The sequence below is a fragment of the Oceanobacillus sp. FSL H7-0719 genome, assembly GCF_045040795.1.
Lineage (GTDB): Bacteria > Bacillota > Bacilli > Bacillales > Amphibacillaceae > Oceanobacillus.
The window spans coordinates 1,352,578-1,375,173 of record NZ_CP150301.1 but is presented as its reverse complement, the minus strand read 5'-3'; the positions used below and the strand labels follow the sequence as shown (position 1 = coordinate 1,375,173).

Sequence of the window (22,596 nt, the reverse complement as noted above, 5' to 3'; positions counted from 1 at the left end):
TTATCCCCATGCTTTACATATAGTTAAATAGGATAGCTGTATTATGTGATAAGGAGGAGTTAACTTGTCTTTTCGAGAGCTGCTGACTGATTATTATCAAATCCATGCCGAGGAAAAAGTTGTTGTTGCAGAGAGAAACGGTTTTATGTCGGATGGTTTGTTTTATTTTACCATTGATTCTGTGAATTTTGAAATTATATTTATGGAGCAGGCTGTACTTGCATATTATTTAATTGAAAATGGCTATCGTCATATTGCCTTGCCAATTAGAAATAGGCAAGATGAATGGTTTTCGGACTATCAGGGCAACAAATATCTATTGTATCAATTATCAGAACGAAATTTAGAAAAAGATAACCCTGGAAAAAGTTTAGCAGCATTTCACCAAATTGGTTCCAGTTACCAATTTGAACCAAAAACAATATCAAGCTACGGTCAATGGAAAAAGCTATGGGTCGATAAACTGACCTTATTTGAAGAGAGAATTGCACAATTCACAATGGAAAACGAAACAGAAAACAATAGCTTATTAATTGATGCTCTCCCATATATTATTGGTATGAGTGAGAATGCTATTCAGTACCTGCGCGAGACGGAAGAAGAAGAATTTCGCTATGCAGAGTTTGATCAGGGAACGATTGCTTTCCTTCGTTATACTTATGATTTACAACACGAGGCTATTTGGCCGGACCAATTCGTGTATGATCACCCAGCAAGGGATATTGCAGAACATATCCGCATGCTTTTCTTAACAAATCAATCCGACAGGGTGCTCACAGAGTTTATTCAGGAGTATCAAATGACACGTCCCATCTCCTTTTTCACCTGGAGATTAATCTATGCTCGGCTGTTGTTTCCGCTTCACTTATTCGATGCAATGGAACAATGTCTGAGATACGAAAACAATCAAGAAGGCTACAAAGCTTTTAGCGGGTTATTGGAGCAACAAGCAAACTATGAAAAACGACTGCAGCATTTTTATAAAAAAGCAGGTATTCTTAAAGAAGAAAGCGACCTTATTGAGGTAGGCTGGCTTTGATGATATGATAAAAGAAATACAGCAAGGATGAAAAAAGGCAGAAGATAACCATCCTCTGCCTTGAAATTATAATTAAAATACTTGTTCGATTTCAGTAACACCAGGAACTTCTGCCATTAGTGCGCGCTCAATACCCGCTTTTAAAGTGATTGTGGAGCTTGGGCAATTACCGCATGCACCCATAAGTCGAAGAAGAACAATTCCGTCCTCATCAACATCTATTAGTTCAACATCGCCGCCATCCCGAAGCAAGAATGGACGCAGTTTGTTTAATACTTCTTGTACTTGCTCTTGCATGAATCATTTCCCCTTTCTAAATGTTATTATAAAACGATTCAATAAAAAATTCTATTGGTGAAGAACAATTAATTGTATAATTTAATTATATTGTACCTTTGCCGTCAGCTTTTGTAAAATAAAAAAGACTAATTCAAATATGAAATATAGCGGGAGGGAATTTCATGAAGAATACAAAGTTAAAAGTAACAGTATATGGAGCTGAGCAAATTTGTGCCAGCTGTGTTGGGGCGCCTGGTTCAAAGGATACGTATGAGTGGCTTCAGGCTGCAATTTCCCGGAAATATGAAGCTGAGGATATAGGCTATGAATATATTGATATTAATCAGACACAAGCCGAGGAAAAGCATGCAGCATTTGTACAACGGATATTTAAGGAAGATTTGTTTTATCCAATTGTATTTGTGAATGAAGAGATGGTGGCAGAAGGAATACCGAGATTAAAAACAATATATCAATCCTTGGATAAAAATGGGGCAGTTCTACGGCTTGAAGCATAGAACGAAATTATTGAACATATTGCAAAGTGTTTGTATAATTAATAATAAGCATTTACGTCGATCATCTGCGTAAATAAGCTGTTAATGTAAAGGAGGAGATTCAACATGATTATTACACTAACAGATAATGCAAGAAATCAGGTTAAAGAAATGATGAAGGAAGAGAATGATAATGTGCGTTTGCGCTTTGGTATACAAGGTGGGGGTTGCAGCGGCCTTTCTTATTCTTTAGGCTTTGATGATGAAATTAATGAAGAATTAGATGTTATAGAAGAAATAAATGAAATCCCTGTTGTATTTTTTAATCAGGATGTGCCAATTATTGAAGGCACTACAATAGATTTTAAACAAAATATGATGGGGGGAGGCTTTAGCATCGAGAATCCAAATGCTATTGTTTCCTGTGGCTGTGGATCTTCTTTCCGTCCAAAGGAATATTCTGGACCAATTGAAAAGTGCTAAATACATTGACAAGGTAAAGTGACCTATTGAATGTATCTTGGGCGGAAGCAGGTGAGGATTGTGGAGAATACAGAAAAAATTGATGTAAGTCAGCTATGCGTAGCAAAAGTTCCCTTCTTTAATCATCTAACCGAAGAAGAAATGATGAGGGTGGTTGAGAAAAGCAGCCATAAACATTTTGCAAAAGGAGAAGTCCTGATCCATGATGGTGATCCGTTAGATTATTTATACATTGTTCACCAAGGAAGGGTGAAAATTTACCAGCTGTTTGAATCAGGAAAAGAGCAATTGCTGCGTATATTGGAGCCTGGAGAATTCATGGGTGAAATGGCCCTTTTTACGAGCAAAGATATGGACAGCTATGCAGAAGCGATGGATAAAACAGAAATTTGTGCAATTCACCGGGATGATATGCAGCATTTGATGAAGGATTATCCAACGATAGCAATCAAAATTCTGGAACAATTCAGCAACCGGCTGGATCAAACAGAAAAGCTTGTAGGCGCCCTGAGTGCAAAAGATGTGGAGATGAGAATTGCAACTTATCTTGTTGAACTTGCTGAAAAGAATAAGAATACAGATCTTGTGCTGCCAATGAGTAAAAAAGATCTTGCTTCTTATCTTGGAACAACAAGAGAAACGATAAGCAGGCGGCTTTCTACATTTCAAACGAATGGGTGGATTGAGCAAAAAGGCCATCAAAATATAAATATTTTAAATATCGAAGCATTAAGACAAACCGGAGCGGTTGAATAAACCTGCTTAAATAAAAAACAATCCTAATTCTTATTTAGGATTGTTTTTTATTTAGATGAATTAAAAGATATCCATGTCAGATGAATGCTTAGGTTGTACGCGTGCCTTTGGATTCATATATTGCATAGCATTATTTATTGCTGTAGGACCCTCACCAAAGCCAATTGCAATCAGTTTCACTTTGCCCGGGTATGTTGTAACGTCACCAGCAGCATAAATTCCTGGGATATTTGTTTCCATTTTTGTGTTCACAACGATGCTATTTTTTTCAATATTCAAGCCCCAATCTTTAATTGGACCCAATGAAGATATAAATCCATAATTACAAATAATATCATCGACATCAAGATGGATTTGGTTTTCAGCTTTTACCTCTTGAAGAGTTAATTGATCAATTTTATCTGTTGTTGAAATTTCAGCAGCAGCATATGGTGTAATAACTTCAACCGTTGATTGTTTTAACAGCTCCACACTATGTTCATGTGCTCTGAATTGGTCCCTGCGATGAATCAATGTGACTTTCTTTGCAATTTTCTCCAGCATCAGTGCCCAATCTACAGCTGAATCACCACCGCCAAGGAGTGCGACCTGTTTATCTTTAAAACGGTTCATATCTGTTACATGATAGTGAAGATTAATACCTTCAAACGCTTCACTGTTATTGATATTTAAGCGACGGGGAGTAAATGCACCATTTCCAGCCGTAATAATGATGGTTTTTGTATAATGCAGTTCACCATTATTAGCTGTCATTTTAAATGTCCCATCTTCCATGCGCTCAACCTTCTCGATAGCTTGTTCAAGAACTATTGCCGGGTCAAAAAACATTGCTTGTTTTTCTAAGTTAGCCACTAAATCAGCAGCTTTTATTTTTGAAAAACCAGCTACATCATATATATATTTTTCTGGATAAAGGGCCGCCAGTTGTCCGCCTGTTTGGGGCAGGCTTTCAATTATTTTCACTTTTGCTTGTCGCATACCACCATAAAAAGCTGTAAATAAGCCAGCTGGTCCAGCACCGATTATCGTTATATCGTATAGTTCCTCAGACACGGAGATTCCCTCATTTCTTTCAATAAAATTTGCACCAATCTTATCCTACCATAAATCTCTGTCAATCGTTAATAAACTAGCTTATTATGAAACTCTACGCATATGAAGGTTACATATAGAATAAATATTATTATTAACTCCATTTTTTTCAAGATGAAAATTAATTTATATTTAAGGAGATATATTTCAAATATGTAACAGTAATATTTTCTTTCTGTTACATTTATGCTATAATGTTTACTTGTGATTTGCAAGAATGCTAATAAGCCACTATATCATCATGTAGAGCAACGCAAAAATGGCTAATGGAGTGTTAAATTATAATGTATAAACCACATATTGTGATTCTAGGTGCGGGCTATGGAGGTCTGATGACTGCTGCTAGATTGCAGAAAATATTGCATGTTAATGAAGCGAATATTACTTTAGTAAATAGAAATGATTACCATTATCAAACAACATGGCTTCATGAGAATGCTGCTGGAACACTAAAACCTGAACATACGATGATTCCAATCAGAGATGTAATTAATCAGGATAAAATTGACTTTGTTATCGATGACGTTCTTCTGATAAAAAAAGAAGAGAAAAAGGTCAAATTAAAAAAGCAAGAAATATCTTATGATATTCTTGTAGTAGGGCTGGGATTTGAAGCAGAAACAGCGAAAATTCCAGAAGTGTGTGAGCATATTTTTCCTATAGAGAATCTAAATAATGCGAGATTGCTAAGAGAGCATTTAGAATATAATTTTGCTATATATGCAAATGAAGAAAATAAGAATGCTGCAAGGCTGAATATTGTCATTGCTGGCGGCGGGTTGACAGGCATAGAATACGCTGGTGAACTGGTAAATCGGGTTCCGGCTTTAAGTAAGGAATACGATATTGATAAGACACAAGTGCGAATTATCAATCTTGAATGTGAACAATCTATACTAGAAGGCTGGAATGACTCACTTGTCAATTATGCGATGAACTCACTTGAATCCCGAGGTGTTGAATTTATAACTGGTGCTAAACTCATAGAAGCAGCTCAAGATGTGATTGTATATGAGAAAGACGGGGACAGAATTGAAATACAAGCTAAAACAGTCGTTTGGGCTGGTGGTGTACGTGCTAATTCAATACTTGAAAAATCAGGTGTATCAACAACAAATGGAAAAGCAGAAGTGAGAAGTGATCTTCGACTAATCGATAATGATGATATTTATGTTATTGGTGATTGTGCTCATATCCATAATCCAGAAACAAATACGGCTTATCCGGCAACAGCGAAAACTGCTGTAGAGGCAGCGATGGTTGCTGCTTATAATATCAAAGCGCAAATTAATGGCGAGTCCTTAATTTCTTTTAAAGCAAAAAAGAAAGGCGTAATTGCTTCCCTTGGTTATAATGATGCTGTAGGCGTATTATTTAATGGAAGAAAGTATTTTGGATGGAAAGCAGCTTTAGTGAAGAAAATGAGTGAAAACCGCTATCTTTTCCAGCTTGGAGGCATGAATCTGCTATTTAAAAAAGGCAGATTTAATATTTTTTAATAGTAAAGAAGAGCAAAGGCTGTTTGTCTTTGCTTTTCTAATCTTTTATTATAAAATAAGCTTGAACAACTAATTGGATGTAATCGATTAGAAGGCGAAGGGAGTTACATCAGTGATACAGCTTGTAGTTTCGGTAATGTTATATTTTGTTATGTTTTTTGGGGTAGCTTTTATATTAAATATGCTGCTTCGCAGAACATGGCTGATGTCTGTGCTTTATCCATTTGTAGCGTTAATCATTATTGATGGGATTTCAATTTGGGAATATTTTAGTAAAACAAGTGAAGCATTTGGAATTCTTGGTGATAAAATTGGATCACTGGCGGCAGCTGATTATATTATAATGGGTGCAGGCTTCGTGGGTACCATTGTTTCAGGGATTACGATTAAAATTCTAAGAAAGAGCGGCTACCGCATGTTTTAAAAGGTACATAGAACATAAAAACCACAGTCTAAAAACTGTGGTTTTTGCTATTATTGACTATCCTTTCATTCCGTATTTTTTTATTTTACTATATAAAGTGACTCTTGAAATGCCAAGTCTTCTTGCTGCATCCGATTTATTACCATTCGTTTGCCGCAGTGTATCTTCTATTACTATCTTCTCTACACTTTCTTTCTCTCCTGCTAAAGGGATTGCATGCTTTATTTCATTAACACTTTTAGATTGCATAGGGAAGTACTTTAGCAATTCTTGTTTCTTAATTATCGGATGTTCTGCAAGTATGACTAATCGTTCCATCATATTCTTTAACTCTCTAACATTACCTGGCCAATTATATTGCAATAATATCTGTACAGCAGATTGATCGATTTTAGGAACAGGAACTTTATATTTTAAGGAGAATTGTTCTAAAAACTGCTGTGCTAAATTAGGAATATCATCAAGCCGGTCACGCAAAGGAGGCATCGTTAACTGAATGACATTTAAACGATAATAGAGATCCGACCGAAACTTATTCTCCATCATCATTTCGGGTAAATTTTGATTCGTTGCGGCAATAAAGCGGACATCGACTTCTTGGCCAAGTGAGTCGCCAATTCGGTAAATTCGATTTTCTTGCAGCACACGCAGCAGTTTTACCTGCATTTCAAGAGGAAGTTCACCAATCTCATCAAGGAAGAGTGTGCCTCCATGGGCCATTTCAATTTTACCTGGTTTACCCTCTTTTGAAGCACCAGTAAAGGAGCCTGCTTCATAACCAAAAAGCTCACTCTCGAATAAGGCATAAGGAATAGCACCACAGTTAACAGGCACAAATGGACCATCATTTCGTGAGCTGGCTTCGTGAATAGCTCTTGCACAGACTTCTTTTCCTGTTCCGCTTTCTCCAAGTACTAAAGTTGTAGCATTTGTTTTTGCAGCTTTCCATGCAGTTTGGATTGTTTCTTTCAGTTGCATGCTTTGTCCTTTCAATTTGGAGAAGGGGGATTCATCAATCTGACTTTTTACCTTCATGCGCAGCTCATTTAATTCTTGTGATGTTGTTACAAGGTTATCATTTAACCTTACTAATTGCGTAATATCTCTTTCTATAGAAACAGAGCCAATAATATCCCCGTCTTCATCCAGAATGAGGGAAGTATTAACGACAACATGTTTGTCTTCACGAGGGCGGTGGTAAAGGTTTTTGACTTCATTCTCGCTTTGAAGTACTTTCAATACCATTAAATCATTTGGTTCAAAGAATTTGGTTATCGGTTGATTTATAATTTCTTCTTTCATTATGCTGTAAGTATTAACAGCTGCTTCATTCCAATAGAGCACGACTTTATGTTTATTTATGACCGTAATTGCATCATCTTCAGCAGCTAATATTGCATCCAATATATAATTTTCCGCTTGCAAAATAACACCTCACATTGTAAACATGCTGTAAAGTAATTGTACAATTACTTTACACATATGTAAAATGACATGTTGACGATTTCTTTTTAGTTAAATCATAAAAAAATATTATTAAATGCTTAACCTTGTAAATCAAAGGTTTTTACCCTAAAGGGAAAAAAATTGCTAAAGTTGGCATGGAATTTGCTATAATAGATAAAGAGGAGTTAATGAATAAGCTGGTAATCGGAGGATTACTTTCACTATTAGCTGCTTTGTACATTCAAGCAGCTTGATAAAAGATAAAAATAGGGCAATTTTTTCTTTTATCTATTCTGAAAGCCTTTTCATTATTGGTATAGAGAGATTATAGTTTAAGAGTTAACTTTTCTGTAAAAAGTGGAGAAAGCTATTAGACACAGTACAAACAAGTATTACATTGCAAAGGAGAATATAGTATGTCTAATTTAACACGTGATTTTTTTATGGGTTTATCAAATAGTAAATATTTGAATCAAAGTGCAAAAAAATGGGGTTTCCGTCTTGGCGCGGAAAAGTTTGTTGCTGGTACGGATTTAATTAGTGCTGTTGAGAGTATTAAAGAATTAAATACGCATGGAATCAGTACGACACTTGATAATTTAGGAGAGTTTGTAGAGGATCATTCTGAAGCGACGCATGCAAAAAATCAAGTTCTGCAAATCCTTGACACATTACATGAAGAGGAGCTGGACAGCCATGTTTCTGTAAAGCTGACACAGCTGGGATTAGATATTGATACAGAGTTCTGTCTTGAGAATATGAGAGAAATTTTAACCAAAGCCGCTGAATATGATATTTTCATTAATTTAGATATGGAAAAATATATCCATTATCAAAAAACGCTCGATGTCTTAGCTGAACTGCGTAAAGAATACAAAAATGTTGGGACAGTATTGCAGACTTATTTATATCGTACACTGGATGATTTAGAAGAATTAAAGGATGTTAGACTGCGTATTGTAAAAGGGGCATATAAAGAATCGGAAGAAGTGGCTTATCAAGCAAAAGAAGAAATCGATGCGAACTATCTCGAAGCGGTGAAGCAAAGATTGCTGAGAAACACATTTACATCAATTGCAACCCATGACCACCATATTATTAATGAAGTAAAGAAATTTGTGGATGCAAACAATATCGATAAAAGTATATTTGAATTCCAAATGCTTTACGGTTTCCGTACTGAAATGCAATTTGGTTTAGCTGAGGAAGGTTATAATTTCTGTACGTATATTCCTTTTGGTGACGATTGGTTCGGGTACTTTATGCGCCGCTTGGCTGAAAGACCGCAAAACGTTAATTTGGTGTTGAAAGATACACTTTATACGAAAGAGAATACACTTAAAAAAGGTCCGGTAATTGCTGGGGCAGCCGCAATTGCTTCGGTGGCATTTCTTGCTGGCAGAAAAACGAGAAAAAAATAACTTGAAAAAAGATGTTATGATGCTTTTTTAAGTGAAAATAAGATATAATGGGAGAAATTTATTTATATAAAATAAAAGGGGGCATTGATTTATGTCAGATCATAGCTACCAATTGTTAGCAATTATTCTGTATTTTGTTGGAATGATACTAATTGGTTTATTTTCTTACCGCAGGACAAAGAACTTCGATGATTATATGCTGGGAGGGCGGCAGCTGGGTCCGGTTACATCCGCGCTAAGCGCAGGAGCTTCGGATATGTCACAGTGGCTCCTGATGGGGCTTCCAGGTGCATTGTACGTAGCGGGGTTAGTTGAAATTTGGATGCCAATCGGTTTAGCGGCAGGAACTTGGCTAAACTGGAAAATTGTCGCACCGCGTCTTCGGACATATACACAGGTATCTAATAACTCAATAACAATTCCGAGTTTTTTAGATAACCGTTTTAAGAAGAATGCAAAAGTATTGCGAGTAGTTTCAGGGATTGTTATTTTACTATACTTTACATTTTATGTTTCATCAGGAATGGTAGCTGGCGGAGTGTTCTTCGAAAGTGCATTCGGTTATGACTATCATACTGGTTTAATGATTGTTGGTGGAGTCACGATTATTTATACATTTATTGGCGGGTTTTTGGCTGTTAGTTTAACCGATGTGGTTCAAGGGACAATGATGTTTCTGGCTTTACTTCTTGTTCCTGTTATTGGACTTTTTGTAACGGGTGGTTTTGAAGCAACTGCTGCAAGTGCTGCTGCAGCGAATCCGGATATCCTGAATATCTTTTCTACAGCGACCTTTGCAGGAGTTGTTTCCTCGCTGGCGTGGGGACTTGGATATTTTGGACAGCCACACATTATCATTCGATTTATGGCAATAAAATCTGCAAAAGAAACAAAGTCTGCTAGAAGAATCGGTTTTGGCTGGGTAGTTTTATCTTTAGGTGGAGCGGTTGCAACCGGGATTGTCGGTGCTGCATACTTCCAGCAAAATACTGGTGCAGTGTTAAAAGATCCAGAAGCAGTATTCCTGTCATTAGGACAAATTTTGTTCCATCCATTTATCGCTGGTTTAATGTTAGCATCAGTACTTGCAGCAATAATGAGTACTGTATCTTCACAAATGCTTGTTACTTCATCAGCGCTTGTAGAAGATATTTATAAAGTGATATTTAAGAGTGACATGAGTGAGAAGGCTTATGTTAACTTAGGGCGTGCTGCTGTATTAGTTATCGCATTAATTGCTATATTTTTTGCATGGGAAAAGAACGACACCATTCTTGGATTGGTTGCCTTCGCCTGGGCAGGATTCGGATCTTCATTTGGTCCAGTTATATTACTTTCACTTTACTGGAAAAAGTTCACAAGTGCGGGTGCGCTTTGGGCAATGGTTGTAGGAGCAGTTACAGTGTTTGCATGGGGCAACTCATTCCTGTCAAAACATTTATATGAAATCGTACCAGGTTTTGTATTTGCGATGATTACAGCGATTATCGTGAGTAAACTGACATACAAACACGACCCGGAAATCGAAGCAGAGTTTGATGAGACGGTACGACTAGTCAAAGAATCGAGTTAATGTTACTAAAAAGATGAGCAATGTGCTGCTCATCTTTTTGCTTTCTTGTCCCAGACCTTTAAGTTCTGGGGTCAGGAATATCTTTTCTGGTGGAGGCTGATGGGAAAACAATGGAGTAATCAATAATGAAATAGAAGATTGTCCGCACTAACTATAGTATGGATAAAGTCGAAGTGCAAACCAATTCGCAAGTTGGGCAGTATATGATAAGATATTGAAAAACCTTTAGAGAGTGATGCTGTATGAAAAAGAAGAAAACGAATGTACACCGTATGCTGGATAAGGAAAAAGTCAATTATACTACACATGAATACGCTTGGAGCGAGGAGCATCTCGATGCAGAAACAGCTGCACAAAATGCAAAGCTTCCCTTAGAAAAGGTGTATAAAACACTGGTAACAGTCGGTGATAAAACTGGTCCGCTTGTTGCTTGTATTAATGCTCAGGACGAACTAAATTTAAAAGCATTGGCAAAAATAAGTGGAAATAAAAAAGTGGATATGCTCCCGATGAAGGAACTGGAAAAAACAACGGGCTATATTCGTGGAGGGTGTTCACCAATTGGTATGAAAAAAAGCTATCCAACTTATCTTGACGAAAGAGCAAAAGCGCTGGAAACAATTGTAGTTTCTGCTGGAAAACAAGGACATCAAGTTGAACTGAAACCAGACGAGTTAATAAAGTTAACACATGCCAGCTATCGTGAGATTACTCAAAATTAAAACTGGTCTCCTGTTTATCGGGAGACCAGTTTCTTATTTTCCTTTTTCTTTTTTGAGTGCTGCCTTAACATATCCCAAAAATTCCTCTGCCTTTTCTTCAGGTGCCTTTGTCATTAAACTGACTGTGATAAATAGGGAAGCAGAAAGGATCAATCCCCAAATTCCAGTTGACAGACCAAGCGGTTTTATGCGAAAGGCCTCAAATAAAATAACAATGATTCCACTGCCAATGACACTAGCTAAAACCCCGGCAGCTGTTCCTCGTTTCCAGAAAAAGGTTCCAAAAATTGCCGGAACAACAATTATTAAACCAGCGGAGGAAGCTACAGAAAGCACAACAATAATATTTAGTTCCATCTCCGCGAATAAATAGGCAAGAATGGCGATAATTGGAATGACAATTTTTCCGATTTGTAACTGCATGCGATCAGTTGGTTGCTTTTTCATATTTCCATATACATCTTTTGCGAACATGGACGCCAAAGTTAGCAGGATAGAGTCAATAGTTGAAATAGCTGCTGCCATGATACCGACCATAACAATAACACCGAGTATAGACGGCACTAAGTCAGATGAAAGAATAGATGGTGTAGCCAAATCAGCATTTTCTAAATCCGGAAACATAATCGTAGCAGAGAAACCCCAAAATATTGCAACGAGTGTATACACTAACCCAAAAAGCATAAAGCCCGTAATCATGATTTTTAGATTTTTCATTGAAGAGGGCATAAACAAACGCTGACTAACCTGTGGATTCGAAAGACTAAAAAATAGCCATGGTATCGTAAGCCCGATAAAAGTTAAAAAGTCAAAATAACCATTTCCAGGCACTGCTAATATTTGTGGATGCTCTGTCTCTAAAGTTTCGAAAAAGCCGCTGAATCCACCTAATCCGTTAACTAAAACTAAAATGACGATGGTTGACGTGATAATCATAAAAAGTGCTTGTAAAGAGTCTGTCCATGCTACAGAGCGAATTCCGGCAATATATGAAAATAGTACAGCTAAGATAGTTGCAATAATAACTCCTGTTGAAAATGAAATTTCATTATCTGTGATACCAGCAAGCAAATAACCAACCCCAGTCAATTGAACAGCACTGTATGGGATAAGAAAAAGACAGCTTGTAAGTGCGACAACAATAGAAATAGTTTTATTCTGATATCTGTCTCCCAGCATTTGTGAAGGGGTGACATAGCCGTATTTCTTTCCGACAACCCAGAAACGTGGTCCAAAAAAGACAATCAGTGATACGCCCATTAAATAGATTAATTCAAAACCAAGTGCTCCAACTCCGCCAGTATATGTGAGTCCAGCTAACCCGACGAGCATAAATGCACTATATGTAGTTGCACTGTAGCTGAGTGCTGAAACAATTCCCCCGAGTTTTCGGTCTCCGAGAAAGTAGCTGACCATATTATTTTGTTTTCCAGTACGAGACAAAACAGCAATAACTAGAGATACTATAATATAAATTCCAATAGCCCACCAAACGTAAGATGCATTCATTCTTCCTTACCCCAATTCCTGATCAAAATATAGTTCATTCCAATAACGATGATTGTAAGCAATGTCCAGAACAGAAAGCTTCCATACCATTTTTCAATGGTTGAAAGCACCGTAAATGGAATGATGAAGGCTGAAAGAATTAATATTGCGATAATAAATGCAAAAACACCCTCTTTTCTACTCATAAAAATCCCCCTATTACTTATAATTATTTTACTTTGCAGTATATTTGTGAAAAAAATCACATAATGAGCATGAAGAAATGATTAATTTTGCAAATATACAGAAACTATCATAACAAATATTATTTAGATATGCTATAACTATTTTAAAAATTCTTATGCAACCTTTTTAAAGAGCGAACGACTGTTAATTTAAAGAGACAGACTTTTTAATAAAATATATTGAAAATGGAGGGGTCAATTATGAAGAAGTTTCTGCCGTTTGTATTCATGCTATTTTTATTTCTTGGAGCCTGCAGCGATGAAAGTACAGAAAGCACTGTCATAGAAAATACAGAATATGATTTGGCTATGGAAGAAAGCGGTGAAATGGAGCTTGCGGAAAATTCAGGTGACCATACTGATAGTGACAGTTCCTCAAGTGATAAATCAGACACTGTAAATGAACTGGCAGAAGGTGAAGAAGTAAAGGATGTTAATCGAAAAGTAATTTATACAGCTAATTTAGATGTAGAAACGGATAGCTATTCGGAGCTTAGCGATCACATTCAGACCGAAACTGCAAAGCTGGGTGGTTACGTAGTAGAAGCTAACATGTATCGTGACATGGATAATAATCATACGGGAGGTGAAATTGTTGTCAGGATCCCACAAGAAAACTTTGATGCTTTTATCGAGTTAGTAGAAACTGGCAGCAGCAAAGTTTTAAATCATTATGTAACAGGACAGGATGTGACGGAAGAATTTATCGATTTAAATTCCCGGTTAAAATCCAAAAAGGCTGTGGAAGCTAGATTGCTTGAATTTATGACAAACGCAGAAAAGACAGAAGACTTACTGGCTATTTCGGATAATCTGGCAAATGTGCAAGAAGAGATAGAAACAATTACAGGAAGAATGAATTATTTGCAGGATAAGACCGATCTTGCAACAGTAACGATTAATATTCATGAAAGCAATGTCAGCTTGTCAGGTATGAATGACGATGATTTAAATACATGGGAAGAAACAAAGAAACAATTTATGAGAAGCATTAACTTTATTATCACAGCAATTTCATCTGTCGTTATTTTCATTGGAGGCAATGCGCCAGTTTTAGTTTTACTTGGTTTTATGGCTTTTATTGTACTGGTAATAATTAGAAGGAAACGAAAGATAAATAAAAAACCTGAGAGTAAAGAAGTGGATGATGAATTATAATAATCTTTTGACAACAATTAAGGAGCTGATACAATAAAAAGAAAGGTATTTTTTGGGATGGAGGAGAAACATGGAAACATTAGAAATTGGCAGGGCAAAACTCACATGGTTAAGAGGTGGTGTAAATTTCCTTGACGGTGGAGCGATGTTTGGTGTAGTGCCAAAAGCTTTATGGTCAAGAAAATATCCTCATAACGACAAAAATCAGATTGAATTGCGTACAGATCCGATTTTACTGCAACTAGACGGGAAGAATTACTTAATTGATTCTGGACTAGGTGTGGATAAATTAAATGATAAACAAATAAGAAACTTTGGGGCGAAGGAGCTTTCTTTTGTTGAAGAGTCACTTGAAACATTAGGGCTGTCTGGAGAATCAATTGATGCAGTGCTTATGACCCACTTGCATTTTGACCATGCGAGCGGGCTCTCTAAAATTGATGAAAATGAAGCTATATCTATATTTCCAAATGCTGCTATTTATACTACCGCGATAGAATGGAATGAGATGCGGAATCCTAATATTCGTTCGATTAATACATATTGGGAAAGAAATTGGCAGCCAATCGAAGAGCAGGTTGTAACTTTTGCTGATCAAATTGAAATTACAGAAGGCTTACGTATGATTCATACTGGTGGTCATAGTGATGGACACGCGATTATCGTCTTTGAAGAAGGTGAAAACTGTTTTATACATATGGGAGATATTATGCCGACAAATGCCCATCAGAATAAGCTGTGGGCTTTAGCGTATGATGATTATCCTGTTACATCTGTTCATGAAAAAGAGGAATGGATGGATTTTGGCTACAGGAAACAAGCTTGGTACACATTTTACCATGATGCTTATTACCGTGCAGTACGTTTTAATCAAGCAGGGGAGAGAATTGATGCGTTAGAACGTGAACGTCAATATGAATGAGACAGACGAATAGCGGTAAAAAAGTAAAAGGAGCAGCTCTAAAAAATAGAGCTGCTGCCTTATACTTTTAAGCTGTTTGAATCGAAGCTACGATGCCACCGGTTTCAATATCAACATAGAATTCGTACTGTTTGTTAACACCGTCAACATTTCTAGTAATTCCACCACGGTATGCATCGTAAACTAGACCGTTCTTCTCTACTTCTTCTGGCTTCATATAAATCCATGAACCACTAATTGGACCGCTTCGCTTGAATAGTTCCTTTGCATTGCTTAGCGCTTTTTCCGGTGTCACCTTTTGTTGTACTTCCAACTGTGATTTAAGTAGGTAACCTACAGCAACTCCGATACCTGCAGCAAGAATCAGATCTCTCTTTTTCAACTTGCTCACCTCTCATTATTGAAATTAACAGTAAATACTAATTTCAGTATACCTTACTTATCTATAAATTTAAAATTTGATTGTTGCAGTAAACTGGAAAGCTGACTAGTATTTCCGTTATACTAGAATTGTTCATTGTTAAAAACAGGTTGTTCAAAAAAGTGTAAAATGAGTGAATATTAACGGGAGGGCTACTAGTGAATCAAGAAACGTTAGACTTATTTAAGAATTTAACTGAGCTGCAAGGTGCACCTGGAAACGAACATGCGGTACGTGCTTTTATGAAGAAAGAATTAGAAAAGTATGCAGATAATATTATCCAGGATAATCTGGGCGGCGTATTTGGTGTTAAAAAAGGAGTTGGCCCACGTGTAATGGTTGCAGGCCATATGGATGAAGTAGGATTTATGGTCACACAAATAACAGATAACGGAATGATTCGTTTTCAGACATTAGGTGGATGGTGGAATCAAGTGATGCTTGCTCAGCGTGTTCAAGTAATGACAGGGAATGGGCCGGTGATTGGCGTAATCTCTTCTATTCCTCCACATTTATTAACGGAAGCACAGCGTTCTAAGCCGATGGAAATTAAAAATATGTTAATTGATATTGGAGCGGATGATCGAGCGGATGCAGAAAAAATCGGAGTAAGACCAGGAGACTCGATTGTTCCTGTAACACCATTCCAGCCCATGGCAAATGAGAAGAAAATTCTTGCTAAAGCATGGGATAATCGATATGGCTGTGGATTGTCAATTGAATTGTTAAAAGAATTACAAAATGAAACGATTCCAAATGAGCTTTATTCTGGTGCAACAGTTCAAGAGGAAGTGGGTCTTCGGGGAGCGCAGGTAGCTGCTAATATGATTAAGCCTGATATTGCATATGTACTTGATGCATCACCTGCTAATGATGCATCTGGTGATAAAACTGCTTTCGGACAGTTAGGAAAAGGTGCTTTAGTTCGGATTTTTGACCGAACAATGGTAACACATCGCGGTATGCGGGAATTTGTCTTAGATACAGCAGAAAGTAATGATATACCTTATCAGTATTTTATCTCTCAAGGCGGGACAGATGCAGGAAAGATTCACCTTTCTAATAACGGTGTACCAAGTGCAGTAATTGGAATATGCTCTCGTTATATTCACACATCTGCTTCTATAATCCATGTGGATGATTATGCTGCAGCAAAAGAATTATTGGTGAAATTGGTGAAAGCAACAAATCAAAGTACAGTAGATATGATTCGTAAAAATAGTTAATGTAGATAGGGAAAACTGCTGCCAGCGATTGCAGCGGTTTTTCCCCGTGAGGTGTATATATGAAAATAATAATTGGAACAAAAAATCCAACGAAGATAAATGCTTGTAAAGCAATCTTTTCTGAATATGAGATAGAGGGGGCTTCTGTCGCATCTAAGGTTTCGGCTCAGCCATTTTCTGATGAAGAAACAAGAACAGGTGCTATTAATCGTGCTTATGGTTCCGCAGCATTAAATGATAATGGTTTAGGTATTGGTTTGGAAGGCGGTATTATGTTTGTCGACAACAAGCTTTACCTCTGTAATTGGGGAGCTTTGGTCACTCCAGGAAATGATGTTTATACTGCAAGTGGTGCACGAATAGTTCTGCCACAAGAATTTATAGCTGACTTGGAAAGCGGTAAAGAACTTGGGACCATTATGGCGGACTTCTCGAAAAAAGAAAATGTAAGCTCTAAAGAAGGTGCAGTTGGAATTTTTACGAATGATCTAATTGATCGCAGTGAAATGTTTATGCATGTAGTTAAACTCTTACGTGGACAATGGGAGTATTCGGACAAACAAAAACGAAAGCATTAGATGATAAAAATGAGTGCAGAGATTGTCTGCACTCATTTCTTATAATAATTTATTTATATATATAAGCTAGAACCTCTAAAGCTTGATCAACCGTCTCAACAGTAATATTCGCCTTGTTAGAAAGTTCTTTAAGAGGGTGAATCAATTCTTCAGGACGGATGATGATTGTTGGTTTATTCATCGTAATCGCCGCAGAGGCATCCATAGCCGTATTCCATTGTTTATATTTTTCACCAAATAATGCAATCACAACATCGGATTTTTGCATTAATACTTGTGTTCTTAGATTATTAACAGCAGAAGCTGCATCATCCTTATAGAATTTACCTGGCCGCTCTCCAAGAATTTGCTCCCCAATATCATCGGAAAGATCATGTTCTGTTTGTGGTCCGACAAATGTGAGTGGAAGATTTTTTTCCTTTGCCTTTTCTTTAACTTGTTCACGCCAATCATCATGAATTTGACCTGCTAAATAAACTGTTAATTCCATTAAAGTTGCACCTCCAAATTTATCGCTCTATTTTAATACTAAGATTAAATGATTGAAATTGCAATTCATACACAATAGCGAAAGCTTCCAGCGGAAATAAAGGAAATTTAGATGATGCTTTGCCGGGTTGATGTTGCTTATCATAGAAGATTTACGCTAGTCCCTGGGAGCTAGATGAAGAGGTAATTCATACTTAAGGCTTGATAATTGAATCAGAATAAAATCAACGGTATGATATGATAAGAAATGGAGTGATAATGAATGCAACAACTAGAAACAAGGGATCAATTTAATCAACTTAAAAATAATGAAAATGTGATATTCGTATTTTCTGCAGGCTGGTGTCCCGATTGTCGTGTAATCGAACCAGTATTACCTGAAATAGAGGAAAAATATGCCGATTTTACTTTTGTTGAAGTAAACAGGGATGATTTCATTGAGGTTTGTCAGGAACATGATATTTATGGGATTCCAAGTTTTCTCGCTTTTATGAACGGTGAAGAAGCAGGACGCTTCGTAAGCAAGGATCGTAAAACGAAAGAAGAAATTATTCAGTTTATCGATGGATTCGCTAAGTAATTCAGTCTTAACAGCTGTTTGATTGAATATATTGTTAGCAGATTTTTTAAATAAACTATCAATCCGGAAGCTGACTAACTAAAAATAAAAGGAGGTTAAAAACTTCGATGAAAATGACAACAAGCCGCATGAATGATATATTACAAAAGCGGTTAAATAATCATGATAAATATGCCTTTAGGTTCAATCGCAAAGATGATAAACTTCGTATTGAATGGAAGGATACTAAACAAGGGTTAACTTTGACTTTGCCGAATCTTGTTGCAAAATATGATACTCGCGGTGAAGAAACAATCGATGAAGTAGTCGAGCATATTAATGAAGCATTAAGGATGATGAAAGAAGAAGTAAAGCTTACTGGGATGGAGAAGCACGTTATTCCGGTTATTCGTTCCACATCCTTTCCGAGAAAAACAAAAGCAGGAAAAAAACTCGTTTATAAAGACCATACTGCTGAAACGAGAATTTTCTATGCTTTAGATGAAGGGAAATCCTACCGTTTAATCGATGAAAGTTTACTCGCTGAAGCTGGCTGGAACAAAAAGCATATCGATGAAATAGGAATGTTTAATGCAAGGTCACTTTCAACTGATTATAAAGTGGATCGGGTTGCTGAAAATGATTTTTATTTTATCGCAACACAGGATGGTTATGATGCTACTAGAATCTTAAATGAAGCATTTTTAGAAGAAATGAAAGCAAATATGAAAGGCGATATGACTGTAGCTACACCGCATCAAGATGTATTGGTTATTGCAGACATTCAAAATAAGACAGGCTATGACATTCTTGCACAGCTGACAATGAAGTACTTCACAGAGGGCCGTATTCCAATTACTTCTCTGCCGTTTGTTTATGATGAGAAAAAGCTTGAGCCAATCTTCATACTTGCAAAAAATCGTCCGGAGAAAAACTAGAGAGGAAGAACGAAATGAATGTATTTTATAACCCGGAAGGAATCGGTGATGTACTGATTATTCCAGTAGAAGACGGAAAACGCTATGAAATGAAACATGAAAAATATGGAGACATAACGAAAATAACCAGCAATGACGGGGACCTGCTTGGCTATAATATATTTGAAGCTTCCAAGCATTTGGAAATCCCGGGTACTGGGACACTTAAATTAACAGAGTCATTTCTAGCTGAGATAAAAAACTTTTTTGAAAAAAATAATCTAAATGATCCACTTGATTTTGATTTAAGTCCAAAATTTGTTGTGGGCTATGTTAAAGAAAAGGTTCAACATGAAAATGCTGATAAACTAAGTGTTTGTACTGTGGATGTTGGAAATGAAATGTTACAGATTGTATGTGGTGCCCCGAATGTAGCAGCTGATCAAAAGGTCTTGGTTGCAAAGGTTGGCGCTACAATGCCAAGTGGCTTAAAAATCAAACCAACTGAGCTTCGCGGGGTACCATCAAATGGTATGATCTGTTCTCAAAAAGAATTAGGACTGCCAAACGCGCCTGAAGAAAAAGGGATCTACGTTCTAAACGACAGCTACCAAGCTGGAGAAGAATTCACATTTTAAACTAAAAAGCACATGCCATTTCTTCAAAAGAAAAGCATGTGCTTTTTTATTTTCTATTAAAACGGTCACATAATGAATGGTAAGAAGTATTGGGATTGCAAACCTCCAGTAAAAAAGCAGTTCAACAAAATTAAAATTGTCTTGGATTAAATAGAACAGATGTTTACATGAAATATGTGAAACAAACAGTCGTGTCCTTTACGTTTCCAGCTTTAAATTCACAATAGTCAAAAGCATAGAATATCTGTTTTTCTCAAAGAAAACTACAAATAAAAAAGAAAACTGTTAAAATAGAAGAAGCAAGACGTAAGAAATAGAAATGAGTGAACTAAAATGTGGAAGCAATTGAAAAATAAAATGAAAAATCTAATCCAAGCCGATACAATAGATACAAACGAGCTGGAGCAGGAAATTCGTCCTTATCGCCAGGAAATAAAACCTAAAATAACGTATCAATATCCTGAAAATAAATCTTTTCGTTTCCCAGTAATTCCTGATGAGCAAAAACCAGTTGCCAAGAATGAAGAAAGTCCAGCATATCTGCGTCGTGATCAGGTGAAAAAACGAGAGCCTAAAATTAAACGAGAGCTTAAAACTAATCGAGTACAAGAACAGCAATATACCAGGAAAGTCTATAAAAATGAGGATGCACCACCATTTACACCCTCAGAGGTACCATCACCAATTTATGGACTTCAAAAACGCAATAATTCTATTGAAAATATACCCGCATACCAGCGGAAACAGCAAGAACAGGAAACTTTGGAAAAAGAAGTATTAGAGAAAGTGTTCCATGCGTCTTACGAACAAGAGGATAGTGAAAAGGAGATACAAGTCTTTGAAGCTGTCTCGGCCATTGAGAAACCTGAAGAAGAAATAACAGAAAGAAGCGATTTGCAAATTATTCCATTTCAACCAGCAATGGAAACAGAGGAAATAATAGAAGATTCTGCAGAAAGTAAGGAAGAAAAAACAAAAGAAAAAGTTGAGTTTAAAACAATTCAGCAAATGATTAAAGAAGAAAATACACCGGCTATAACACAAAAGGAACAGAAAAAACAGAAACAGCGAAAAAACTATGCTGAAAAAAGAAAAGAAAAAGAGAAGCATAATCTTAAACCGTATAATGTAATGATGACACCTGCAGATAAACAGCGGGTTTTATATCAGTCAGGTACGATAAACAGGCCGAAAACTGCTGAAAAACCAAAAGAAACAGAGAAAGTAGATCGTAAGCCTTCAATATTAGAAAACAAAGAAGAAAAACAACAGCAAATTCCATATCATTTACTTGATGATCCTGTCCCAGCTAATAATGAAAATGATATTTGGATTGAGGAACAACAGGATTTGCTTGAACAGACATTGAAGCACTTTAATGTTGCAGCGCGAGTAGTGAAAGCAACACAAGGACCGTCAGTTACACGGTTTGAGGTGCAGCCGGAAATGGGAGTTAAAGTAAGCAAAATAAGAAATTTGAGTGATGATCTTAAATTAAATATGTCTGCAAAAGATATCCGTATTGAAGCTCCAATACCTGGGAAAAATACGGTTGGAATAGAAGTGCCAAATCCTAAGGCACAAACTGTAGGTCTTCAAGAGATTCTTGAGACCGACCAATTTACAAATAGTAATTCTCCTCTGGCAATTGCCTTAGGCTTGGATATAGAAGGGGAACCAAAGGTAACGAATATCCAAAAGATGCCCCATGGATTGATTGCAGGAGCTACTGGTTCCGGAAAAAGTGTCTGTATTAATGCAATCTTGCTCAGTATTTTATATAAAGCAAGTCATGAAGATGTGAAATTCTTACTAATTGATCCTAAAATGGTTGAATTAGCACCTTATAATGGTATCCCTCATCTTGTTGCTCCCGTAATTACAGATGTAAAAGCTGCAACTCAGAGCTTAAAATGGGCAGTGAATGAGATGGAGGAACGCTATGAAAGCTTTGTTGAAGAGGGAGTACGTGACATAGAACGCTATAATAGAAAAGTAGTGAATGCTGGACGTACAGATAAGAAAATGCCGTATATCGTTATTGTAATTGATGAACTTGCTGATTTAATGATGATGTCGCCACAGGATGTCGAAAACTCAATTAGCAGAATCGCTCAAAAGGCCAGAGCATGCGGTATTCATTTACTGCTCGCTACACAACGTCCATCTGTTGATGTAATTACTGGCTTAATTAAAGCTAATATTCCTACAAGGATAGCTTTTAGTGTCTCTTCACAAGTTGATTCCCGGACAATTTTAGATGCCAGCGGGGCGGAGAAGCTGCTTGGAAAAGGCGATATGCTGTTCATGGAAAATGGTACAGGAAAGAGTGTCCGTTTGCAGGGTCCTTTTGTTTCTGACGATGAAATTGAAAGAGTTACTGCATTTGCACGTGAAATTGCAGAACCTGAATATTTATTTGAACAAGAACAGCTGCTTGAGCAAATTTTTGCAGATGAAGACGAGGATGAATTACTTGATGAAGCAATTCAATTTGTCCTTCATCAGAGAAGTGCAAGCACATCCATGCTGCAGCGTCATTTTAAAGTGGGATATAATCGTGCCGCAAGATTAATTGATACGATGGAAGCCAGAGGTATTATTTCTGGACAAAATGGCAGTAAACCCAGAGATGTGCTCGTGACAGAATCAATGGTAGAATAGTATATAAGATTTGTTTCCGTTTTAATTTTTTATTAACATACTAATAATACGTATATTATA

General features: G+C 36.7%; 24 protein-coding genes. 17 read left to right on the top strand and 7 right to left on the bottom strand.

What is annotated here, in order from left to right; all coding sequences use genetic code 11:
• Positions 1-64 precede the first annotated feature (64 nt).
• Positions 65-1,039 carry a hypothetical protein gene (locus tag NST93_RS07330; protein ID WP_405102678.1) on the top strand — a complete coding sequence of 325 codons (975 nt, stop codon included), beginning with the start codon at positions 65-67 and terminating at the stop codon, positions 1,037-1,039.
• A gap of 72 nt (positions 1,040-1,111) precedes the next feature.
• On the opposite strand, the gene NST93_RS07325 is transcribed toward NST93_RS07330, so the two are convergent.
• The gene (locus tag NST93_RS07325; protein ID WP_405102676.1) at positions 1,112-1,336 is read right to left on the bottom strand and encodes a NifU family protein; all 225 of its coding nucleotides are present in this window, start codon (positions 1,334-1,336) and stop codon (positions 1,112-1,114) included.
• A gap of 164 nt (positions 1,337-1,500) precedes the next feature.
• Here NST93_RS07325 and NST93_RS07320 point away from each other — a divergent pair, with 164 nt between their 5' ends.
• The 3 genes from NST93_RS07320 (at position 1,501) to NST93_RS07310 (ending at position 3,054) form a co-directional block, all read left to right on the top strand.
• On the top strand, positions 1,501-1,836 hold the full coding sequence (locus NST93_RS07320; protein WP_405102674.1) for a YuzD family protein: 336 nt from the start codon (positions 1,501-1,503) through the stop codon (positions 1,834-1,836).
• 105 nt (positions 1,837-1,941) lie between these two features.
• Entirely contained in the window at positions 1,942-2,298 is a 357-nt protein-coding gene (locus NST93_RS07315) for a HesB/IscA family protein (RefSeq protein WP_405102672.1), read from the top strand.
• 60 nt (positions 2,299-2,358) lie between these two features.
• Entirely contained in the window at positions 2,359-3,054 is a 696-nt protein-coding gene (locus NST93_RS07310; RefSeq protein WP_405102670.1) for a Crp/Fnr family transcriptional regulator, read from the top strand.
• A gap of 60 nt (positions 3,055-3,114) precedes the next feature.
• On the opposite strand, the gene NST93_RS07305 is transcribed toward NST93_RS07310, so the two are convergent.
• Positions 3,115-4,107, bottom strand: a complete 993-nt coding sequence (locus tag NST93_RS07305) for an NAD(P)/FAD-dependent oxidoreductase (protein ID WP_405102668.1) — start codon at positions 4,105-4,107, stop codon at positions 3,115-3,117.
• Between the two features lie 323 nt (positions 4,108-4,430).
• Here NST93_RS07305 and NST93_RS07300 point away from each other — a divergent pair, with 323 nt between their 5' ends.
• Positions 4,431-5,645 (top strand): NAD(P)/FAD-dependent oxidoreductase, encoded by a 1,215-nt coding sequence (locus tag NST93_RS07300; protein ID WP_405102667.1) that lies wholly within the window; start codon positions 4,431-4,433, stop codon positions 5,643-5,645.
• Between the two features lie 112 nt (positions 5,646-5,757).
• Entirely contained in the window at positions 5,758-6,069 is a 312-nt protein-coding gene (locus NST93_RS07295; protein WP_405102665.1) for a YuiB family protein, read from the top strand.
• Between the two features lie 57 nt (positions 6,070-6,126).
• Here the strand turns inward: NST93_RS07295 and NST93_RS07290 are convergent, their stop codons facing one another.
• Positions 6,127-7,494 carry a sigma-54 interaction domain-containing protein gene (locus NST93_RS07290; protein WP_405102663.1) on the bottom strand — a complete coding sequence of 456 codons (1,368 nt, stop codon included), beginning with the start codon at positions 7,492-7,494 and terminating at the stop codon, positions 6,127-6,129.
• Between the two features lie 437 nt (positions 7,495-7,931).
• On the opposite strand from NST93_RS07290, the gene NST93_RS07285 reads away from it, so the two are divergent.
• The 3 genes from NST93_RS07285 (at position 7,932) to ybaK (ending at position 11,231) form a co-directional block, all read left to right on the top strand.
• Entirely contained in the window at positions 7,932-8,936 is a 1,005-nt protein-coding gene (locus NST93_RS07285; protein WP_405102661.1) for a proline dehydrogenase family protein, read from the top strand.
• Positions 8,937-9,027: 91 nt separating this feature from the next.
• Positions 9,028-10,509 carry a sodium/proline symporter PutP gene (gene putP, locus NST93_RS07280; protein WP_405102659.1) on the top strand — a complete coding sequence of 494 codons (1,482 nt, stop codon included), beginning with the start codon at positions 9,028-9,030 and terminating at the stop codon, positions 10,507-10,509.
• A 242-nt stretch (positions 10,510-10,751) separates the two neighbouring features.
• Positions 10,752-11,231, top strand: coding sequence for a Cys-tRNA(Pro) deacylase (gene ybaK / locus NST93_RS07275; protein ID WP_405102657.1), 480 nt, complete (start codon positions 10,752-10,754; stop codon positions 11,229-11,231).
• Between the two features lie 33 nt (positions 11,232-11,264).
• On the opposite strand, the gene NST93_RS07270 is transcribed toward ybaK, so the two are convergent.
• Both NST93_RS07270 and NST93_RS07265 read right to left on the bottom strand, forming a co-directional pair.
• A complete protein-coding gene (locus NST93_RS07270) occupies positions 11,265-12,740 on the bottom strand; it encodes a sodium:solute symporter (RefSeq protein WP_405102655.1) in 1,476 nt (491 codons plus the stop codon).
• Positions 12,737-12,925 (bottom strand): hypothetical protein, encoded by a 189-nt coding sequence (locus tag NST93_RS07265; RefSeq protein ID WP_405102653.1) that lies wholly within the window; start codon positions 12,923-12,925, stop codon positions 12,737-12,739. Before NST93_RS07265 ends, NST93_RS07270 begins: the two co-directional genes overlap by 4 nt.
• Positions 12,926-13,165: 240 nt before the next feature.
• Between NST93_RS07265 and NST93_RS07260 the strand changes: the two genes are divergently transcribed.
• Together NST93_RS07260 and NST93_RS07255 are read left to right on the top strand one after the other, a co-directional pair.
• A complete protein-coding gene (locus NST93_RS07260; protein WP_405102651.1) occupies positions 13,166-14,122 on the top strand; it encodes a DUF4349 domain-containing protein in 957 nt (318 codons plus the stop codon).
• 70 nt (positions 14,123-14,192) lie between these two features.
• Complete coding sequence (locus tag NST93_RS07255) at positions 14,193-15,044, top strand: MBL fold metallo-hydrolase (RefSeq protein ID WP_405102649.1); 852 nt, start codon at positions 14,193-14,195, stop codon at positions 15,042-15,044.
• Positions 15,045-15,111: 67 nt separating this feature from the next.
• Here the strand turns inward: NST93_RS07255 and NST93_RS07250 are convergent, their stop codons facing one another.
• Entirely contained in the window at positions 15,112-15,426 is a 315-nt protein-coding gene (locus NST93_RS07250; RefSeq protein ID WP_405102647.1) for a peptidase M4, read from the bottom strand.
• A gap of 197 nt (positions 15,427-15,623) precedes the next feature.
• Here NST93_RS07250 and NST93_RS07245 point away from each other — a divergent pair, with 197 nt between their 5' ends.
• Both NST93_RS07245 and NST93_RS07240 read left to right on the top strand, forming a co-directional pair.
• Positions 15,624-16,691, top strand: coding sequence for a M42 family metallopeptidase (locus NST93_RS07245; RefSeq protein ID WP_405102645.1), 1,068 nt, complete (start codon positions 15,624-15,626; stop codon positions 16,689-16,691).
• A gap of 59 nt (positions 16,692-16,750) precedes the next feature.
• A complete protein-coding gene (locus NST93_RS07240; RefSeq protein ID WP_405102643.1) occupies positions 16,751-17,269 on the top strand; it encodes a DUF84 family protein in 519 nt (172 codons plus the stop codon).
• Between the two features lie 49 nt (positions 17,270-17,318).
• On the opposite strand, the gene NST93_RS07235 is transcribed toward NST93_RS07240, so the two are convergent.
• The gene (locus NST93_RS07235) at positions 17,319-17,759 is read right to left on the bottom strand and encodes a YtoQ family protein (protein WP_405102641.1); all 441 of its coding nucleotides are present in this window, start codon (positions 17,757-17,759) and stop codon (positions 17,319-17,321) included.
• A 261-nt stretch (positions 17,760-18,020) separates the two neighbouring features.
• On the opposite strand from NST93_RS07235, the gene NST93_RS07230 reads away from it, so the two are divergent.
• The 4 genes from NST93_RS07230 to NST93_RS07215 all read left to right on the top strand — a co-directional run bounded on the left by NST93_RS07230 (position 18,021) and on the right by NST93_RS07215 (position 22,536).
• Complete coding sequence (locus tag NST93_RS07230) at positions 18,021-18,338, top strand: thioredoxin family protein (protein WP_405102639.1); 318 nt, start codon at positions 18,021-18,023, stop codon at positions 18,336-18,338.
• A gap of 107 nt (positions 18,339-18,445) precedes the next feature.
• Positions 18,446-19,255, top strand: coding sequence for a DUF1444 domain-containing protein (locus NST93_RS07225; RefSeq protein ID WP_405102637.1), 810 nt, complete (start codon positions 18,446-18,448; stop codon positions 19,253-19,255).
• Between the two features lie 14 nt (positions 19,256-19,269).
• A complete protein-coding gene (ytpR, locus tag NST93_RS07220) occupies positions 19,270-19,872 on the top strand; it encodes a YtpR family tRNA-binding protein (RefSeq protein ID WP_405102635.1) in 603 nt (200 codons plus the stop codon).
• A 333-nt stretch (positions 19,873-20,205) separates the two neighbouring features.
• Entirely contained in the window at positions 20,206-22,536 is a 2,331-nt protein-coding gene (locus tag NST93_RS07215; protein WP_405102633.1) for a DNA translocase FtsK, read from the top strand.
• Positions 22,537-22,596 lie beyond the last annotated feature (60 nt).

What these genes read in the sequence shown, in the direction of transcription:
- NST93_RS07325 (WP_405102676.1), bottom strand. Translation starts at nt 1,336, where the DNA reads ATGCAAGAGCAAGTACAAGAAGTATTAAACAAACTGCGTCCATTCTTG.
- NST93_RS07320 (WP_405102674.1), top strand. Translation starts at nt 1,501, where the DNA reads ATGAAGAATACAAAGTTAAAAGTAACAGTATATGGAGCTGAGCAAATT.
- NST93_RS07315 (WP_405102672.1), top strand. Translation starts at nt 1,942, where the DNA reads ATGATTATTACACTAACAGATAATGCAAGAAATCAGGTTAAAGAAATG.
- NST93_RS07300 (WP_405102667.1), top strand. Translation starts at nt 4,431, where the DNA reads ATGTATAAACCACATATTGTGATTCTAGGTGCGGGCTATGGAGGTCTG.
- NST93_RS07285 (WP_405102661.1), top strand. Translation starts at nt 7,932, where the DNA reads ATGTCTAATTTAACACGTGATTTTTTTATGGGTTTATCAAATAGTAAA.
- putP (WP_405102659.1), top strand. Translation starts at nt 9,028, where the DNA reads ATGTCAGATCATAGCTACCAATTGTTAGCAATTATTCTGTATTTTGTT.
- ybaK (WP_405102657.1), top strand. Translation starts at nt 10,752, where the DNA reads ATGAAAAAGAAGAAAACGAATGTACACCGTATGCTGGATAAGGAAAAA.
- NST93_RS07270 (WP_405102655.1), bottom strand. Translation starts at nt 12,740, where the DNA reads ATGAATGCATCTTACGTTTGGTGGGCTATTGGAATTTATATTATAGTA.
- NST93_RS07265 (WP_405102653.1), bottom strand. Translation starts at nt 12,925, where the DNA reads ATGAGTAGAAAAGAGGGTGTTTTTGCATTTATTATCGCAATATTAATT.
- NST93_RS07260 (WP_405102651.1), top strand. Translation starts at nt 13,166, where the DNA reads ATGAAGAAGTTTCTGCCGTTTGTATTCATGCTATTTTTATTTCTTGGA.
- NST93_RS07255 (WP_405102649.1), top strand. Translation starts at nt 14,193, where the DNA reads ATGGAAACATTAGAAATTGGCAGGGCAAAACTCACATGGTTAAGAGGT.
- NST93_RS07240 (WP_405102643.1), top strand. Translation starts at nt 16,751, where the DNA reads ATGAAAATAATAATTGGAACAAAAAATCCAACGAAGATAAATGCTTGT.
- NST93_RS07235 (WP_405102641.1), bottom strand. Translation starts at nt 17,759, where the DNA reads ATGGAATTAACAGTTTATTTAGCAGGTCAAATTCATGATGATTGGCGT.
- NST93_RS07230 (WP_405102639.1), top strand. Translation starts at nt 18,021, where the DNA reads ATGCAACAACTAGAAACAAGGGATCAATTTAATCAACTTAAAAATAAT.
- NST93_RS07225 (WP_405102637.1), top strand. Translation starts at nt 18,446, where the DNA reads ATGAAAATGACAACAAGCCGCATGAATGATATATTACAAAAGCGGTTA.
- ytpR (WP_405102635.1), top strand. Translation starts at nt 19,270, where the DNA reads ATGAATGTATTTTATAACCCGGAAGGAATCGGTGATGTACTGATTATT.
- NST93_RS07215 (WP_405102633.1), top strand. Translation starts at nt 20,206, where the DNA reads ATGTGGAAGCAATTGAAAAATAAAATGAAAAATCTAATCCAAGCCGAT.